The sequence below is a fragment of the Ligilactobacillus saerimneri DSM 16049 genome (assembly GCF_000423265.1).
Lineage (GTDB): Bacteria > Bacillota > Bacilli > Lactobacillales > Lactobacillaceae > Ligilactobacillus > Ligilactobacillus saerimneri.
This window is the reverse complement of record NZ_AUHQ01000003.1, coordinates 59,750-76,461: the sequence shown is the minus strand read 5'-3', so window position 1 is coordinate 76,461 and position 16,712 is coordinate 59,750. Positions and strand designations below refer to the sequence as shown.

General features: G+C 41.4%; 19 protein-coding genes. 10 read left to right on the top strand and 9 right to left on the bottom strand.

The window, feature by feature from the left end; translation table 11 throughout:
- Positions 1-33 precede the first annotated feature (33 nt).
- From G541_RS0102035 to G541_RS0102025, 3 genes are read right to left on the bottom strand one after another with little or no spacing between them, the layout of a single operon-like run.
- Positions 34-336, bottom strand: coding sequence for a PTS fructose-like transporter subunit IIB (locus G541_RS0102035; protein ID WP_009551319.1), 303 nt, complete (start codon positions 334-336; stop codon positions 34-36).
- A 40-nt stretch (positions 337-376) separates the two neighbouring features.
- Positions 377-1,465 (bottom strand): fructose-specific PTS transporter subunit EIIC, encoded by a 1,089-nt coding sequence (locus G541_RS0102030; RefSeq protein WP_235806342.1) that lies wholly within the window; start codon positions 1,463-1,465, stop codon positions 377-379.
- Positions 1,466-1,475: 10 nt separating this feature from the next.
- Positions 1,476-1,946, bottom strand: coding sequence for a PTS sugar transporter subunit IIA (locus tag G541_RS0102025; protein ID WP_009551323.1), 471 nt, complete (start codon positions 1,944-1,946; stop codon positions 1,476-1,478).
- 477 nt (positions 1,947-2,423) lie between these two features.
- On the opposite strand from G541_RS0102025, the gene G541_RS0102020 reads away from it, so the two are divergent.
- From G541_RS0102020 to G541_RS0102010, 3 genes are read left to right on the top strand one after another with little or no spacing between them, the layout of a single operon-like run.
- On the top strand, positions 2,424-4,316 hold the full coding sequence (locus tag G541_RS0102020; RefSeq protein ID WP_027826323.1) for a BglG family transcription antiterminator: 1,893 nt from the start codon (positions 2,424-2,426) through the stop codon (positions 4,314-4,316).
- Positions 4,317-4,333: 17 nt separating this feature from the next.
- On the top strand, positions 4,334-5,884 hold the full coding sequence (locus tag G541_RS0102015; protein WP_081654763.1) for a PTS fructose transporter subunit IIABC: 1,551 nt from the start codon (positions 4,334-4,336) through the stop codon (positions 5,882-5,884).
- 20 nt (positions 5,885-5,904) lie between these two features.
- On the top strand, positions 5,905-6,210 hold the full coding sequence (locus G541_RS0102010; RefSeq protein WP_027826321.1) for a PTS fructose transporter subunit IIB: 306 nt from the start codon (positions 5,905-5,907) through the stop codon (positions 6,208-6,210).
- Between the two features lie 58 nt (positions 6,211-6,268).
- Here the strand turns inward: G541_RS0102010 and G541_RS0102005 are convergent, their stop codons facing one another.
- From G541_RS0102005 to G541_RS09935, 6 genes are all read right to left on the bottom strand, one after another.
- The gene (locus tag G541_RS0102005) at positions 6,269-6,880 is read right to left on the bottom strand and encodes an NUDIX hydrolase N-terminal domain-containing protein (protein ID WP_027826320.1); all 612 of its coding nucleotides are present in this window, start codon (positions 6,878-6,880) and stop codon (positions 6,269-6,271) included.
- A 195-nt stretch (positions 6,881-7,075) separates the two neighbouring features.
- Positions 7,076-8,890, bottom strand: coding sequence for a heavy metal translocating P-type ATPase (locus G541_RS0102000; RefSeq protein WP_027826319.1), 1,815 nt, complete (start codon positions 8,888-8,890; stop codon positions 7,076-7,078).
- A 178-nt stretch (positions 8,891-9,068) separates the two neighbouring features.
- Positions 9,069-10,073 carry a hypothetical protein gene (locus G541_RS0101995; protein WP_035162696.1) on the bottom strand — a complete coding sequence of 335 codons (1,005 nt, stop codon included), beginning with the start codon at positions 10,071-10,073 and terminating at the stop codon, positions 9,069-9,071.
- Positions 10,074-10,116: 43 nt separating this feature from the next.
- Complete coding sequence (locus G541_RS0101990) at positions 10,117-10,998, bottom strand: alpha/beta hydrolase (RefSeq protein ID WP_027826317.1); 882 nt, start codon at positions 10,996-10,998, stop codon at positions 10,117-10,119.
- A gap of 145 nt (positions 10,999-11,143) precedes the next feature.
- Complete coding sequence (locus G541_RS0101985) at positions 11,144-12,229, bottom strand: tyrosine-type recombinase/integrase (RefSeq protein ID WP_420890025.1); 1,086 nt, start codon at positions 12,227-12,229, stop codon at positions 11,144-11,146.
- Between the two features lie 70 nt (positions 12,230-12,299).
- Positions 12,300-12,926 carry a helix-turn-helix domain-containing protein gene (locus G541_RS09935; RefSeq protein WP_027826315.1) on the bottom strand — a complete coding sequence of 209 codons (627 nt, stop codon included), beginning with the start codon at positions 12,924-12,926 and terminating at the stop codon, positions 12,300-12,302.
- Between the two features lie 123 nt (positions 12,927-13,049).
- Here G541_RS09935 and G541_RS09185 point away from each other — a divergent pair, with 123 nt between their 5' ends.
- The 7 genes from G541_RS09185 (at position 13,050) to G541_RS09180 (ending at position 16,706) form a co-directional block, all read left to right on the top strand.
- Complete coding sequence (locus G541_RS09185) at positions 13,050-13,286, top strand: helix-turn-helix domain-containing protein (RefSeq protein WP_051174528.1); 237 nt, start codon at positions 13,050-13,052, stop codon at positions 13,284-13,286.
- Complete coding sequence (locus G541_RS0101970) at positions 13,255-13,530, top strand: helix-turn-helix domain-containing protein (RefSeq protein ID WP_027826314.1); 276 nt, start codon at positions 13,255-13,257, stop codon at positions 13,528-13,530. The genes G541_RS09185 and G541_RS0101970 overlap by 32 nt, the downstream gene beginning before the upstream one ends.
- Before the next feature lie 50 nt (positions 13,531-13,580).
- Positions 13,581-13,808: a hypothetical protein gene (locus G541_RS0101965; protein WP_027826313.1), complete on the top strand. Its 228-nt coding sequence runs from the start codon at positions 13,581-13,583 to the stop codon at positions 13,806-13,808.
- Positions 13,801-13,965, top strand: a complete 165-nt coding sequence (locus tag G541_RS10345; RefSeq protein WP_155824442.1) for a hypothetical protein — start codon at positions 13,801-13,803, stop codon at positions 13,963-13,965. Before G541_RS0101965 ends, G541_RS10345 begins: the two co-directional genes overlap by 8 nt.
- Before the next feature lie 62 nt (positions 13,966-14,027).
- Positions 14,028-14,285: a hypothetical protein gene (locus G541_RS0101955; RefSeq protein WP_027826312.1), complete on the top strand. Its 258-nt coding sequence runs from the start codon at positions 14,028-14,030 to the stop codon at positions 14,283-14,285.
- A gap of 40 nt (positions 14,286-14,325) precedes the next feature.
- Entirely contained in the window at positions 14,326-15,231 is a 906-nt protein-coding gene (locus G541_RS0101950) for a phage NrS-1 polymerase family protein (RefSeq protein ID WP_027826311.1), read from the top strand.
- Positions 15,228-16,706: a DNA primase family protein gene (locus G541_RS09180; RefSeq protein WP_051174527.1), complete on the top strand. Its 1,479-nt coding sequence runs from the start codon at positions 15,228-15,230 to the stop codon at positions 16,704-16,706. The genes G541_RS0101950 and G541_RS09180 overlap by 4 nt, the downstream gene beginning before the upstream one ends.
- The last annotated feature ends 6 nt before the right edge of the window (positions 16,707-16,712 follow it).

Genomic DNA, 16,712 nt, shown 5'->3' with positions numbered 1-16,712 from the left:
TTTTTTCTTCCCTTCCGCTTCTCTTATGTTTTTTTACATCTTCAATAATTTCTTCATTAAAGCATCTGATTTAGCAATAATTTGTTGGGCTTTCAGTTGAATAACTTTTTTCCCTTTAAAACGCTCTGTACCTTGAATTTCTACATCATTAGTCAAGATAACGTAGTCAGCATCTTTAATATCATCTGCTGTCAATACATTTTCAGGGCCAGAACTGCCTTGAGTTTCAACCTTTACTTCGATCCCATTATCTTTTGCAGCTTGTTCTAATGATTCAGCTGCCATATATGTGTGTGCAACACCACTTGGGCAAGATGTAATACCAACAATTTTCATGATAATTCCTCCAAAGTAACCTTCTTAAACCTGAATTCAATTAAAATGTTTCTACATCAAAGTCGAATTCATCATCAGCGTCAGCGCCAACTTCTGCAGCTTCTTCTGTCCAATCCTTCTTCCATAAACCAACGATTACCGCAGTTACTAATGAACCGATCAGAACAGCACCGATATACCAGAGACGGTTTTCAACAACTGGTAAAGTAATCAAACCACCCCAAGGAGCATGACTTGCAACACCAAAGTATGCTGAGATCATACCTGCAACGATAGAGCCGATTGTGTTGGCTGGGATAACACGCAGTGGGTCAGCTGTTGCGAATGGAATAGCACCTTCAGTGATACCACAGCAACCCATCAAGATACCTGCTAAACCAGTTTGACGTTCTTCAGGACTGAACTTCTTCTTGAATAACAATGTAGCAATCCCCATTCCGATTGGTGGAGTAGCAACAGCTGGTCCCATGATCCCCATCAAGAATGGTAATTTATCTACCTGAGTTTGACAGAAAGTAGCAGCAACCTTGTTGATTGGACCACCCATGTCGAAACCAAGCATCCCACCGAGCAATGCACCCAATGGAACCTTAGCAGCACCACTTAAACCAGCCATGGAATCAGTCATCCATGTCATAAATGAGGCTACTGGTGCACCAATGATAAACAGAACGATCGCACTTGGAATCAATGTACCCACTAATGGATATAAGAAAATTGAACCTAATACCTTGTAATGGGTAGAAATCTTAATTTTTAATAATTGCTTTACGGTTAAACCTGCTAACAAGCCGCCGATAATCCCACCAATGAACCCAGTGTGGACTTGAACGGCTAAATAAGCAGTAATGAAACCTGGGGCGATCCCAGGACGACCAGCTAAACTGTATGAGAAGTAACCACCTAATGCTGGAATATAAAGTGCCAAACCAGCTGCACCAATCATATTTAAGCTATAAATCCAACCGTCTTTTGGCGTTGGAGCTGCAGCTTGTCCAGTCATCATAACTGTAACAGCGTAGATAATACCGCCGGCAACAACGAATGGAATCATATAACCCGTGTCGGTCATTAAGTGCTTTTGCGCGGTAGCCCACCAAGGAGTCTTCTTCTTTGTATTTCCCATCATGACATCTCCTTTACTTCTTTAGGGAGTTGAGTGAAGTTTCATACATCAATTCTTTAACCTCTTCTGCGCTTAGTGTCCGAAGGCCTTCACGGAAGTCTTCGTGCATCAAAGACCGTGCTAGTTGTGCTAGAATCTTCAAATGCAAGTCACCAGCCGATTCTTTAGGAACTGCTATTAAGAAGATTAAGTCAACTTGATTATCATCTGACCAAATAATTGGTTTATTCAACCGTCCAACTACAACAACCGCATTCTCAACTTGTGTACTCTTGGAATGTGGTAATCCGATCGAATGACCAATGTAAGTTGGCATTTCATCTTCGCGGGCAAATACGTCTTTAACAAACGCATCACCTTCTTTAACGTACCCTTGCTCAGCTAAAAAGTGACCGATTTGAGTAATAGCATCTGCTTTAGATGTTGCATCTAAACCAAAATACGTTTCAACACTAACTGGTCTTTTTTCGTTTTGTTCGGGCATCCTAACACCTCGCTTCAATTCATCGTTCTCTTATTCTGGTAAAACTCAGGTTGATTAATGAAGTATCGCGATAACATTGTCTTCCTTTTGTTTACAGTCTTAATTATATTTATATAGAAACCGCTTACAATTTCTGAAAGTAGTCTTATTTTTTATTCCTGTAAACTTATTCGAATAATCCCCGTATACTTTTTAATAAGTTTACTGAGGCAAATAAATAAAAGCCTAGGAAATTAATATTTCTTGTTTCCTAAGCTTCTCTTTTCTAAATTTATATGATTTATCGTTATTTTTATTAAGATACTTATTATTGCCTATTTTTTTACCGCTTTTGAGGCTTTTATCCTGTGTTATTATTCCAAAAAAGTAAACTTTTAATTAGTTCAGTAAGCCTTTTCTTCCCAAGCTTTTTTTATAAAAGTATACTTATTATGTATAAACATTACTTAATACGTATCGCACAAGGAGATGATCGGTGTGGCAACGCGGGAATCACCCCAAGCAATCATGGATAAGATTATTGCACTCATTCTAGCTAAAAAACTTGTCCACTATTCTGATATTCAAGAATATACTGGTTTATCTAAACGTACTGTTGCCAAGTATTTAAAGGATACCGAGAAGTTCTTAGCTTCTAAGGGTCTTAAATTAGTCCGTAAGCGTAATAAGGGGATCTATATCGAGGGAGATATTTCACTCTTACAGACGATTTCTCCACAACGACAAGCACCTAGCAATATTTCTTCAGCATTGTTCGGTTATCTCTTAGCTGCGCAACGGCCCGTATTAATCGAAGAACTAGCCGATATGTTCTTTGTTAGTCGTTCGACTCTCCTACGGAAAATTGATTATCTCAAAGAAAAATATGAATTAGAGATATCTAGTTCAAAATATGGTATCTGGATTAACACTGATACTAGTGCTGCCAAAGATGCATTATCTAATTTCATCCAGCAGCACATCCACTCCGAAATCATCGATAATAATGGAGTATTACATTATAACTACGAACTAGATGACCATTTAGGGGATTTTTTAGCTGACTCAACTTTCAAAAAGGTTGAGCAAGTGATAACAGAATTCATGCGGTTGACTGCGTTTAAAATTGAACGCCGTGAGTATGAATTGTTTTTAATTCATACGGTAGCTGAAATGTCTATTTATCTCAAAACAGGATTAACTAATTCTAAAAGTGAGTTCGCCGATTCAGAAAATCTGAATCTTTATTCCTATTTACTAAATGCAGAATTTAACTGTCCTGCTGATAACGGAAACTTTCCTTATGTTAATCGCGATTTACTTATTATTGAAAACTACAATCTAAAACGTAATTTCATGGCAAATAATATTGAAATTACTAAGGCTAACCTCCGCGAAATTCTAGAGAGAATTTTGGATACTTACGACGATACTTTAATCGATAATTTAGCCAATCATCTGCGTGAACTAATCGGTCGTGCTAAATTGGGTGTTAGTGTACCTAATCCCTATCAAAAAGAAATCAAAAATCGCTATCCAGCTGCCTTTGATCGGGCTTTACTTTTGGGAAGACATCTTAAACAGATCTTTAATATCGAAGCTAGTGAGGGAGAAATAGCCTTCCTAGCACTTCACTTTGAGTCTTTTATCCGCCGTCAAGATGTTTCTGATGATCGGATCCGTGCAGTCATCGTCTGCTCCACTGGTTATGGCTCATCTGTTTTACTAAAGCAGGAAATTGAATATAAATATGGTAGGGACATCCATGTTATCCGCACCATGTCTGAAGATGAACTAATTACTCAAGGATTCGTCGATGCTGATCTAATAATTAGCACTATCAGTATTAACTATCCTAAGATGACAGTTGTTAAAGTTTCGCCATTGTTAACAGATCAAGATACTATTATCTTAGAGCAAAAAATAACTACGTTAAAAAAGAAAAAGTATGACGATAATGTTTTTTTGCGCCTGATCAAACGCAAGAATATCCTTTTTGTGGATGATCCAACTCTAACACCTGAACAAGCCATTACCAAAATTGTTAATAATCTTAAGCAAGCAGGCTACGTTCATGAAGGCATGCTTGAAACAGCATTGAAACGTGAGGAACAATCTTCAACCGAGCTTCGCAATGCCGCAATCCCCCATGGTGATCCGCGCTTAGTAATCATCCCATCAATCAGTATTCTTTTGAATCGTTCTGGTATGCAATGGGGGAAGAATCATATTAAAGCTGTTTTCTTTATTGCAGTAAATGAACAACTTGATAGTGAACTCGATCGGCTCTATCAGCATTTTTACCTTCTAGTTCGTGATAATCAGGCAATCGAACGAATTGCTCAAGCTCATTCGGCAGAAGAAGTCTTAAAAATTATTGATACCATTTAATGCTAGGAGAGCTATAAATGAAAACTATTCGTCGTAAAAATATTGCTATTAAGACTGTCTTTGACATCGCAGCTCTTTCTAAAAAAGAAGTTCTAACTGAAGTGACAACTAGTTTATTCAATGATGGAATTATTAGCGACCAAGCGGGTTTTCTACACGACCTATGTTATCGTGAAAACGAATTATCGACCTATATTGGGCATTCTATCGGTCTCCCGCATACTCGAAGTAAATACGTCAAGCGTCCTGTTATTTTAGTGGGGAGACTATCCCATAATATTTCCTGGGACCAGGATCACAGTGTTAACTTTTTAGTGCTTATTGCTGTTCCTGAAACAGCAACAGGGTCCCTCCATCTTCGAATCCTGGCTCATTTATCAGGATTACTAATTCATGACGATTTTCGAGAAAAATTTGTCAATGCATCACCAGTAGAGGCGCATAAAATGTTGACCCGTGCTTCAGCAAAATTCATTCATAATGAACGTCGCCAATTTTTTAAAGATAAATTCTTCAGTAAATTTTTCTGGCATTACTTACAACAAAACCTTATGACAGCAACTGGTTATATGATTCCGTTTATTGTTTCCGGTGGTATTCTATATGCACTATCCATCATGCTTGCTGGAGTTGATACTGACCCTTTAATGAGCAATTCCATTGCCCGTCTTTTGGCACTTGTAGGCCAAGCCGGGTTACACTTATATCTTCCGGCTCTTGGAGGGTATCTTGCATATAGCATGGCCGGACGACCTGGGTTAGCACCTGGTTTTATTACTGCTTTACTAGCTGTTCAAATTAACAGTGGGTTCATTGGTGCAATTGCTAGTGGCTTTCTGGTTGGCGGAACAGTTTTAGGGCTCAAAAGGATACACTTGCCACAACCTGTGCAATCATTAGGTCCGATTTTTCTATATCCATTGGTTGGAACAATTATTCCGGCTACAATCATCCTACTAATACTAGGTCAACCGATTGCTTGGTTTGTTGCTACCATGACTCATTATTTAGCTTCATTAAGTGGAACATCGCGTATTCCCCTAGGTGCCATTATTGGTGCAATGATCGGTTCGGATATGGGAGGACCAATTAATAAAGTTGCCGCTACGTTCTGCCAATCACAAGTTAATACGCTTCCTTTCCTAACTGGTATTATGGGGGTAGCTACTGCAACTCCTCCATTAGGAGTAGGGCTTGCCACCCTTCTTTTTAAAAGGAAGTTCACTCCTGCAGAAAGGAATAATGGCGTTGCTGCTCTTTTAATGGGAAGTTGTGGTATCACTGAAGGAGTTCTCCCATTTATCCCGACTAATCCGATCCTGATTGTTAGCGCCTGTATTATTGGCACTCTAACATCAGGTGCATTAGCTGGATTCTTAGGTGTTACTAACCATGCTCCCTGGGGAGGATTAATTGTTTTACCAGTCATCGGCAATCGTCTTGGCTTCCTATTAGCACTATTAATCGGAGCAACAATCACGGCATTAATTATCGGCTTATTGAAAAAAACTCAGACAAGTCCTAAACCTAAGCGAAAAGATTTCGATTTTGAAATTGAGGTTCTATAATTTGTATGCGGAGGAATAATATGAAATTAGTTGCTGTTACTTCTTGTCCTAGCGGGGTGGCCCACACCTATATGTCAGCTGAAGCATTGAAATATGCCGCCAAACTGTATGGTGTGCCTATTAAAGTCGAAACCCAGGGACTCACTGGTGCAGAAAACCCGCTGACTTTAACAGAGATTCAAGAAGCTGATTATGTCATTTTGACAAACGATACCGTAATCTCTGGTATGGAACGTTTTAAGGGTAAAAAAGCAGTCCGCTTACCCGCACAAGATATTATCGATAACGCTGAAATAATTGTCAGTCGTTTGGTCGAAAGAAATTAAATATATACTAAAAAATGTCGGACGTAATGGAATTGAGCCATTATATCCGACATTTTTCTTAATCAAACACAGGTTGCCATTGAGGATCTTTGTAGGCCTCAAAACACATCTGCACCTGTTCAACCGTCGTTTTGTCTGCCATCAAAGGTGGTAATTCATCTTGGGCAAAATATTCATAGCCTAAAGTTTCTGAATTTTCGTGGAATTCTCCCCCGGTTACCGTGCACAAGCTGAAAACTTTGCAAATTCCATACGCATATAGGGGTTCATTGTGGAGATTCCGATCATGCAAAGCAATCAAGCGTTGCGGAATAGCATCCAACCCTGTTTCTTCTTTGACTTCCTTAATCGTATTATTCTTAACCGAGAGGTTCACCTCAACCCAACCACCTGGCAGTGCCCATTGACCGTTGCTCTCTTGCACCAGCAGAATCTTGTCGTCCTGAAAGATCGCTGCCCGACAATCAAGTTTAGGTGTTTGATATCCTTTTTCATTACAAAATAAATCTTGGACCCGTTCAACTGGTATATCGGCATGGACCGCCATGATCTCAGCTGCAATCTCCCGAATACGCTGGTAACGTTCCTTGTCATATACATAATGTCCATAGTGTAAACCTGCTTGGGCCAAACTCTGTAACTCAATCGCCCAATCCAACCATTGTGCCATAATATCCGCTCCTTTTGATAACGCTTACTAACTATATGATAAAACATTTTTTATTCATCAAACAAATAACCGTCAGGTTTAGGAAATAATTATTGTTTTCCCTAAATCTGACGGTTAACTGTGAATATTGATAACCACTATATTTCTCGACAAAATAGCCCCACGCTTTCACGTGGGACTACCCTTAGCTTGCTATTAATTTCTACCGTGAGCACTCTTAGCCCGCAAGCCCCAGAGGATACATACCGTATCTACCACTTCCTGGAGCATCGCGCCGATAATTGTTGGGACCCAGCCGGTTGAACAAATCAACATCAACGCGGTACAAACAGCAATCCCAATCCACACGGCCTGCTTAGCGATCCGTAATGTATCTTGGGCAATTTCCACCGCTTCAGCCACCTTCTGCAGGTTATCTGTCAGGATCACCACATCCGCTGACTCACTGGCTGCCGTCGACCCGTGTGCCCCCATCGCGATCCCAACATCAGCCACTTTGAGGACTGGGGCGTCATTGACCCCATCCCCCACCATAATGCTCGGTCGCTGGTCTGGGCGTAAGTCGTTGAGGTGGCTTACCTTATCTTTGGGCAATAAGTCACCATATACTTCATCAATTCCGACTACCTGGGCGATCTGATCTGCGATCTTTTGCTGGTCGCCCGTCACGATCATTTGGTGACTAACTCCGGCTTTACGAAGGCGGTTCAACGTTTCGCTCGCTTCTGGTCGGAGCTGGTCCTCTAATTCAATCCGGCCCCAATATGCACCATCAACTGCTACATATACTGCTGTAATAGGCACTTGGAGGATCCGGCTTTCGTCAAGTTCCTCCACAATGAAGGCATGCTTTCCGACCTTTACTTCGTGGCCCGCCACGGTCGCAATAATCCCCTTAGCGGTCACTTCATTCATCGTAGTCGGATCGGTCAACGTCAAGCCCTCTTCCTTGGCCCGGCTAACAATAGACTGAGCTAGGACGTGACCCGAAGTCTGCTCAGCGCTAGCAACTAAAGCCAACAATTCGTGAGGATCGCGCCCCGATACAGGAACAACTTGACTTACTGCCAAGTTTCCCCGTGTTAAAGTTCCTGTCTTGTCGAAGGCTGCCGTTTGAGCGGTCGCCATTTTTTCAATCACTGCCCCCGTCTTAACTACAACCCCTGCATGGGAAGACCGACTCATCCCCGAAACAAAGGCAACTGGGGCTGCTAAGATCAAGGGACACGGTGACGCCACCACTAAAACTTGCGCAAACCGTACCGGATCTTGGGCTACCCACCAAGCAATCCCGGCAATAATATATGCAACGATGGTAAACGGTAGAGCGTAACGGTCCGCCAAGCGGACAAAGTCAGCTGGTGTTTGGTCCGCTTGCCGAATCAATTCCACCAATTGCTGGTATTGACTATCCTGGGCTGTCCGCTCAACCCGCATCGTCAAGGACACATCCCCATTCAACGAACCCGAAAGCAGCTCGTCTCCAGGTCCTTTATCCAGGGGCTTTGATTCCCCCGTTAAGGAAGATTCATTCACCGTACTGTTCCCTTGGACAACGATCCCGTCAACCGGGACTAATTCACCTGGTCGCACCACTACTTCTTGGCCTACTTGGATGGCTTCTACGGGTTGGTCAACCAACTCGCCGTCAAGCCTGACATGGCCGATCCGCGGACTATTGTCCAGTAACGTCTTGAGCTCACTGTGCGCCCGGGCATTAGCATAATCTTCCAGGGTATCACCACCGATAAGCATCAGTAGGATCACCATTGCCGCCCAGTATTCTCCCACGGCCAAAGTTGCGACAATCGCCGTCACTGCTAACAAATCCACTCCGTAGTCACCAGTGCGCATCTTTTTGACCATTTCAATCAGCATTGATAGTGCAATGATTCCCCCAGCAATCGTATTAATTGCTTGGGCCCACAAGGCTTGGTGCAATCCCCACTCACAAATCATGGCCAGGACTGCTACCCCACCTAGGAGCATTAACTTTTGTTTATGTGCCATCATCCGTAACCCCTTTCATCTTTCTTCTATAACTATTGTAACAAAGATTGAAATAGAATGATTTATATTCCCCAGCTTTTGCCTATCCCAGCTCCGCCAATGATCAAATTGCTACTTTAGCCCCAGCAAAAATAAAAAAATCACCGCTAGTTTATAATTTTTAAAAACTAACGGCGATCTAATAATTCTTTGCTAATAATGCTTGGACCTCAGCCACCCCAAATTGTCGTGAACGTACTAGTTTCCGCCCATGTTTATTCAGCAATTGCACCGCCCGTTGGTGCAACTTCTCCACTTGCTGATCAGGATGCTGGACAGTTATTTGGGCATAAAAAGATATTTCTTGCAGTTTGAGCTCGACCTGTGCTCGTAATTTTGTCAGGGTTAATGTTGCTGCTTCATTCCGATCCAGGCAATAGTATTTATTCTGGCGGCGGTGGAGCGCATAGTTACGGGCATTGGTCATGATCCGGTGCCGGGCTTGCGGCGTCAAATTCAACTGACTCAACCGCAACTGAAAGGCCCGCACCAATTGGGCTAATTCTTCCCAGTTGGTTAGCGTTGCTTGATAACGTTCCTGTTTTTCAGCTGGTGAGAGCCGTGGTTTGTCGGGACGTAGCAAGCGACGTAACCGCGCAACATCGTCTGCTAATAATGGCAAATCAACCTGGTCAAAAAGATTGCACCGCTGGTAAAAAACACTTTGCTCCCTACCGGCAAACCCGTGCTGCTGGACCACCCGCTCATAAAGAGCATGCGGGAACCGCTGCCCGCGTTGGTAGGCTACCAACACGCGGTCAACATACAGGTTGATCGCGTTCAACCCCTGCTGAATTTCACGAACAACCTGGTGGGGGATCGCTGCATGTTGGGCAAAATGCGCACTCCCCAACATCAAAACCTGACCCGTTCGGCGTGACTTGAGGATGAATTGATTTTTCAAACGTCGCCCACAATCACAGTACAAATTCGTCCCCCCGTGTGCATGTGCCATATGGTACCACGGATCAACTTGTACACCTTGAAAGACCCAGTCAGTATTGTGCAAATAGTGGCGGGTGTGAAAGCGTGACAAGATTGTGAACCGGGTAAATTCCCCCAGCGCCTGGACCTGGGCAGCTGTCAGAGTTGCCATAATCTTCAAACGCTGCTCCCTTGTCAGGGCAGTAATCTTGGTTGGCATCGCCAACTCTCCTTTCCAAAGATACTGCTCTAAGATTACCATATCACTTCCGCCAGAGGAAATTGGCTAACAAACGATCCACTTGCTGGCTTTCATGTAACCGACTATGTTGGGCATCATGTCCAGTAATTTTATTTTCCTGGTACGACCGGGCCCTAGTAGCTACCAGGTAGCGGTAGGAGCGGGCTGAGGCAACTGGTACCGCCCCGTCATTTCCATCTCCCTGGTCACCGTAAATATTAAGGACCCGCGTTGTTTTGGGGAAAGTATGGCGAAGTGGCAGTAACGCCCGGTAACCTGGTAGCATTCGGTCGGGTTTTCCCGTTTGCGGGTCAATGTTTGTCTGTTTGGCACCAGCTTCGCCATTAAAGCCGTTAAAGTGACCGGCGATTGCAACCACATGGTCAATTTGTGGTAAGTGCTTATTATGCGCGTTGTTTTTGATATAGTTGGCTACCAAAAGGTTACCCATCGAATGTGCCACCAAATTCATGTGTTTAAACCCATATCTTTTTTGCATGGTTACCACAACGGCTTTTACATACTGACTGCGTTGGTCATAAACTTTGACAAAATCCTTCCTTTCCGTGGCGGTCATCTTATTGTTATCCAGGTTAACCAGAACGATGGGATTGCGGGCTTTTGGAGGAATAGTTCCGTGCCAGGTCACCCGCCCGTTGCGGGCCACATTCGCCCGCACAACAGTATTAGTCACGCCTTGTTTGCGGGCGTAATTTGCCATCTGGCGTTCAGCCTGGTAGCTCGAACCATAACCATGAAAAAAGATGGTTGGCGTAGTCGTCTGCCGGTATTGGCGGGCCAAAGCTTTTCTTTGGTAAGACCGCAGCCCCAACCCGCCGCCAGTAACCAACAAGAGGACGAGCAGGCCGCCGAGAACCCACCATGTTACTTTTTGCTTGTGCATAACTTCTCCCTTCTAATTAAAAAACTTATCCACTTGGGGATAAGTTTTAGTAATCACTTCTTACTAGTCACTAACCTTAACATAAGCCTTAAAACCCTTTTTATATCAATGCTTAAGGCATATTTGGTTGCAATTTGGTTGCAATTTATAAGGCGCCTAGTTTTTGGATAATCTGCTTATCATTTTTAGCCTTGTATTCATCAATTAAATAACTGTATGTGTTTAAAGTAGTCGTTATGTTGCTATGTCCTAATCTTTTTGAAATAGCGTAAATGTCTACCCCTTGTCCTATCAAATAGGCAACATGAACATGGCGCAATGAGTGGAATGTAAAATAATTCTTACTGATCCCAATACTAGCTAATATGTTATCAATCGCTTTATTTAATACCCCGCTATTTGGTATTTCCCCTAGTACGTTTTGAAAAACCATGATAGAGTGATTAGCCCTCAGATCAACAAGCTTGTCTAATAGCACCCGGTTAACTGGAATAGTCCTATTACTGGATGCATTCTTGGTTGGTTTAACTTTCTTTCTGAGATCATCCCAAGACTTAGTAATTGAGATGGTACCATGCATAAAATCAATATCATTCCATGTTAAAGCCTGGATCTCAGACTTACGAGCGCCCGTATAAATAGCCGTTAGGATCATGTAAGGTGATACGGATTGACCACCAAGACGATTAACAACAGCATCCTTGAACTGGATCAGTTCGCTAGTGGTTAAATACTCTGGTTTACGCTCTCTGTTCTTATCTGCTACTAATTGAACTCTTTTAGTGAAGTCCTTAGCAATAATATCATCATCAATAGCATATCCAATGCATGACCGAATATGACCATTTACTTTTTTAACGCTTACCATTGCATGGCTTTCCCCGTACCAGTTAATAAAACGCTGGTAATCAGATCGCTTAATGTCTTTTAGCATGGTGTCCTTAAAATACTCAATGATGGCGTTTAAAGTGTTTGAATATTTGATGCAGGTATTATCAGCAATGGAAGCTTTTTTATATGTTTCATACCAGCGCTTAAAATAATCAGCCAAGCTAATATCCCTTAGATTAAGATTGATTTGGTTTAGTTCTCTTTCTAACTCATTAGCGGATGCAACGGCATCTTTTTTGCGTTTGAACTTGCCCGCAGATTTCCCCCGCCGTTTGTGATCCTTATCATAATAATAAACATAGCTCCTATATAAGCCGTCTTTCTCTTTTCTAATAGATATACTCATTAGTCTCAGTCCTTTTTGATGACCGGCTACCAATACGACCATTTAAAAGGATTGGATAAGTTAATTAAGAGTAATCATCGTCCTTAATACCCAAGTAATCTCTATGAATTACCTTTTCTATGCTACTCATTGCATCTTTAGCTTTCTCGTCTCCGTTATAAGCTTTTAAGCTCATTTTAAAAACTTCACCTATTGTATCTCTGATGGTGTTAGCAGTAAGAATATCATCAATATTACTGATTATGTTTGCATTCTCTTTTATCTCATCAGGAGAAAAAAGAGCACTGGTATTTAATGATAAACAAAGATATTCAAACTTTCTTGCATCTATATCCCTTAAAAATGAAGTGCTTTCTGCTCTAAAGTTCTTACCAAAATAAGCATTACCCGCTTTATCCTGATGAACCGCCGTAACATTGACCCAGGCATTGAATGGATCATCTTCATTATAAAAGCTATCTCTTACCTCAGACGTTCCTTGTATGTATCCAATAGAGACACCGAAAAAATCTGCTAAAGCTTTCCAAGTTAAAATTTTAGGCTCATTAATACCTTTTTCCCACCTTGAAACAGTAGCATAAGAGACACTCTTTATATAATCTCTATCCTTTTTTGTAAACTCATTGAAAGAACTTGCAAAGTCTTTTAAAGTTAACCCTTTTTCAGTTCTCAATTCTTTAATTCTATTCATGAAAAAATCAGTCCTTTTCAACATACTATAATAAATTACTTTGCACTTTTTGTAAATAATCGCTTGAATTTGCAAAAAACGTAAATTATAATTATTTACGAAAAATGCAAAGGGGGTGATGATATGGAACTAACAGCAGATCAATTATTGTCTTTAAGACGTTTTAAAGGTGAGATGAACATTACTATTACCGATCTAGCTAGTGAGATTGGCATCAGTCGCTTTCCACTTAGCAGAGCTTTAAAAGGTCAATCAATCACTAGTAGCAACGTTAGAAAGATTGATGATTGGTTAATTAAGCAATATCTCAATAAGGAGGATAACCAGGATGCAAGCAGTCAAAATGCAATTACCGGATGAACTGAGAGAAGCAGTTACCGACTTAGCCCGAACCGCTTTAATGGTTGCTATCACTGAGACTAGGAACAACCAGCAAGCGCCCGGGTATCTCAAGGCAACAGAAGCAAGTAAATATCTAGGTGTTTCAAGATCTACCTTTTATGACTGGATCAAGAAGCACGGCATCCCAACAGTAGAAATAGACGGGGTTAAAAGATACAGCAGACAATCCCTTGATGATTTTATGGCGCAATATGAACACTAAAAAAATAGACCGGCTACCAATAGGACTATTTAAAGATAGGAGAATAAAAAATGATGGATGATCAAGAACGAATTTCAGACGAATTGCAACTATTCTCAATCAGTTTGCATGCTTTAACTGAATTGGCGGGGCAAGTCCTATCATGTAAGGATGATCCCGATCAAAGAGCTTATTTTTTGAATTACAGCTTGCCTAAAATGCTAGACAGTATGCAATGCTTATCATCCCGACTGGATGACATTAGCGCATTCATCAAGGAGGGAAAAATTAATGATTGAATTACTATTGATGGTATTAGCGGTGTTTTTCTTTGCTTATGCAAACTATCTGATAGCATCGATTGTGCTATTTTTCCTGGTTGCTTTCTTAAATATTCGCTTGCTAGGAGGTTTCAAATATGGGAATGACGGACAAGGATCTAGAAGAATTAATTAACATACTTTTTGACTATGTTTTTTATGATGCAAGACCAATAAAAAAGATAGGAGATAGGAAAAATGAATAATATTGATGAACTCATAGAAAAAGCTATCCAAGTTAAAGCTCTAGCCGGCGGACTAACCAACACTATTACAGATATTAACGAGATGGGCAATCTCAAAAAATATGAGTTTGAACGGCAGTATGAATTTATGTTTGCCGTTCTCTCAGCAATAATTTCAGCATCAAGTTGCTTAATTGACGAATTAGAGCAAACAAAAACCCCGGTCAACGACCAAGAAGCACCGGGGGAACAATTAAAGACATATAAATAATTGTTTGCTCTTATTTTAGCAAAAATAGGAGGTTTACAACATGACAATTCCTAACGAGATGAAAGAAGTTAACCGCTGGTGTATCTATGTTTTAGGAGATGGGCAAGGACATAAAAGAGAAAAAGTTCCTTATAGTCCTATCACTAGGAGAAAAACAGCAACTAATAGACCATGGGAATGGGTAAGTTATGAAACAGCATTAGAAGCTTATAACAACGCTAAAAGACCCCAAGATTGCGGGCTTGCCTTTTTCTTAGGTGATGGATGGGGTTGCTTAGACGTTGATAATATCGCCCCTAAACTTGATCCCCAAGACATTAGTAATCAAGCCGTATATAAAGCCTTAGACCTTACCGGATGGGGTTACAGCGAAATAAGCCAATCAGGAACGGGCATTCATTGCTTTTTCAAATTGGAAGAAGAACCGCCGAAACACCATAGCAAGAACAAGGAAGCCGAAATTTATACCGGCGGGCGGTTTATTGCTATGACGGGGAACAAGATCCAACCAGATCAGCCCCCAAAAACTAGCTTTTTAGATCTGGATCAGTTCAAGTTATTACTTGATGCATACGGTTTAAAGGAGATTAGCAAGGCAGAACAGGCAATGACAGACCCGGATGCTATGCTTAATATCCCCCCTAATCATCCAGATTATATTGTTATGATGAAAGCTTTAGCATCCAAGACCGGGCAACGAGTAGCAATGCTATTTTTTGATGGTAAGCATCCAAATCCTAAAACCGACCAAGACGACAGCGCAAAAGATTTATCGCTATGTAACGACTTAGCCTTGTTTAGTGATTGTAACCCGACTCAGATAGATAGACTTTTTAGAAAATCTGCTCTATATCGCCCAAAATGGGACAAACGGCGGGGCGCCCTAACCTATGGGCAACTAACTATCAACAAGGCAATTAACGGGGTCAAGGAGGCGCTATATTGAGCAAATTTAAAGAGATCAAAAGAGAATTAGCCCAATGGGGCAACGATTGGCGGGCGGATCATGCAAAGATGAACAGTAAGACGGGCGAGACCAAGACAATCCCAGTACCCGCCCGAGTTATCGCAAACAGATTGAAGCAGAGTTTGAAGCTGGTTGTAATTGGTGAGGATGATAAGGAGCTGGAAAAAGCCCCCCTATCTTACTATGACCCGGATGCTGGAATTTATGTTAATGGATCCCGGCGCATCCAGGAGCTAATGCTTGCTATTGAAAGCACAATATCCAAGAGATGGCGCAAGGAAATTTTAGACTGGTTGCAGATTGAAAGCCCGGCGGTTAAGTTGACGGATGATCCCGACTTAATACCAGTAGGGAATGGCATCATCAATCTAAAAGATAAGCGGTTGATCCCGTTTAACCCTATGTATGTTTTTACTACCAAGATAGCAACTAACTATAACCCGGATGCAACAGAGCCGGATTTTAACGGCTGGAATTTTACTAGTTGGATCAAACAATTATCATCCTCAGACCATGAAAAAGAATTATTGCTATGGCAATTCATCGCTAGCATTGTTAGAGGTAAAACCGGCTTAATGTTTATGCTAGTAGACGCCGGGCAAGGTAGAACGGGCAAGAGTACCATGGAACAGTTTTTGATTAACCTTGTTGGCAACGGTAATTACAAGGCTTTAATGCTGGATCAGTTCGATAACGATTTTTTACTCGCTCAAGGATACGGCGGACGCCTATTGATTGGTGATGACAATCCCCCAGAGCGCTACATAGATAACGGTAGCAATCTAAAAAGTATCATCACTAATGAAATTGTATTGATTAATCCAAAAGGGTTAACGCCGTTTACAGCAAGATTTAATGCTATTGTTATCCAGTCTATGAACGGACTACCCAAATTCAAGGATAAGACAGGCGGGCTATATCGCCGGTTTAGGATGATTAACTTTCCTCATCAATTCCCGGATGATCCAGCAAGCAAACAGGTCAAAGATACCTATATCTATGATAAACGCTTGCTTGAATGGGTACTAAAAAAGTCCCTTGATATTAATCTGGATCAGATTGTAAACCCTAAAGAGAGTAAGGAGCTTGTAGAAAATACCAGGTTGGATAATGACCCCGTAGCTTACTTTGCTAGCAATTACATTGATCCCCTAGTTAGTGAATGGCTACCAAGCAAATTTTTATTTCATTATTTTTTATGGGTGATGGAACGGGAGAACAACAAGCAAACGATCTCAAGAAGAAAATTCACTACTAGAATTAAGCCCCTGATGCATTCCATGGGTTGGAATTTTTACAAGACAGGTAGACAACCAGGAGACAAATTCAAGCAAGCGGATCTAGACTTGATGGATAAGTACGATCCAGGAACTGGACTTGATATTGACAAGCTCTATAACTTGGAAGAAGAAAAAGACAAGATGCAAGGAATTTTTAGTAAAGAAACTAACTAATAAAAA

What these genes read in the sequence shown, in the direction of transcription:
- G541_RS0102030 (WP_235806342.1), bottom strand. Translation starts at nt 1,465, where the DNA reads ATGATGGGAAATACAAAGAAGAAGACTCCTTGGTGGGCTACCGCGCAA.
- G541_RS0101970 (WP_027826314.1), top strand. Translation starts at nt 13,255, where the DNA reads ATGCAAGCAGTCAAAATGCAATTACCGGATGAACTGAGAGAAGCAGTT.
- G541_RS0101950 (WP_027826311.1), top strand. Translation starts at nt 14,326, where the DNA reads ATGACAATTCCTAACGAGATGAAAGAAGTTAACCGCTGGTGTATCTAT.
- G541_RS0102025 (WP_009551323.1), bottom strand. Translation starts at nt 1,946, where the DNA reads ATGCCCGAACAAAACGAAAAAAGACCAGTTAGTGTTGAAACGTATTTT.
- G541_RS0101990 (WP_027826317.1), bottom strand. Translation starts at nt 10,998, where the DNA reads ATGCACAAGCAAAAAGTAACATGGTGGGTTCTCGGCGGCCTGCTCGTC.
- G541_RS09935 (WP_027826315.1), bottom strand. Translation starts at nt 12,926, where the DNA reads ATGAATAGAATTAAAGAATTGAGAACTGAAAAAGGGTTAACTTTAAAA.
- G541_RS0102000 (WP_027826319.1), bottom strand. Translation starts at nt 8,890, where the DNA reads ATGGCACATAAACAAAAGTTAATGCTCCTAGGTGGGGTAGCAGTCCTG.
- G541_RS0102010 (WP_027826321.1), top strand. Translation starts at nt 5,905, where the DNA reads ATGAAATTAGTTGCTGTTACTTCTTGTCCTAGCGGGGTGGCCCACACC.
- G541_RS09185 (WP_051174528.1), top strand. Translation starts at nt 13,050, where the DNA reads ATGGAACTAACAGCAGATCAATTATTGTCTTTAAGACGTTTTAAAGGT.
- G541_RS0101955 (WP_027826312.1), top strand. Translation starts at nt 14,028, where the DNA reads ATGAATAATATTGATGAACTCATAGAAAAAGCTATCCAAGTTAAAGCT.
- G541_RS0102035 (WP_009551319.1), bottom strand. Translation starts at nt 336, where the DNA reads ATGAAAATTGTTGGTATTACATCTTGCCCAAGTGGTGTTGCACACACA.
- G541_RS0101995 (WP_035162696.1), bottom strand. Translation starts at nt 10,073, where the DNA reads ATGCCAACCAAGATTACTGCCCTGACAAGGGAGCAGCGTTTGAAGATT.
- G541_RS10345 (WP_155824442.1), top strand. Translation starts at nt 13,801, where the DNA reads ATGATTGAATTACTATTGATGGTATTAGCGGTGTTTTTCTTTGCTTAT.
- G541_RS0102005 (WP_027826320.1), bottom strand. Translation starts at nt 6,880, where the DNA reads ATGGCACAATGGTTGGATTGGGCGATTGAGTTACAGAGTTTGGCCCAA.
- G541_RS0101965 (WP_027826313.1), top strand. Translation starts at nt 13,581, where the DNA reads ATGATGGATGATCAAGAACGAATTTCAGACGAATTGCAACTATTCTCA.
- G541_RS0102015 (WP_081654763.1), top strand. Translation starts at nt 4,334, where the DNA reads ATGAAAACTATTCGTCGTAAAAATATTGCTATTAAGACTGTCTTTGAC.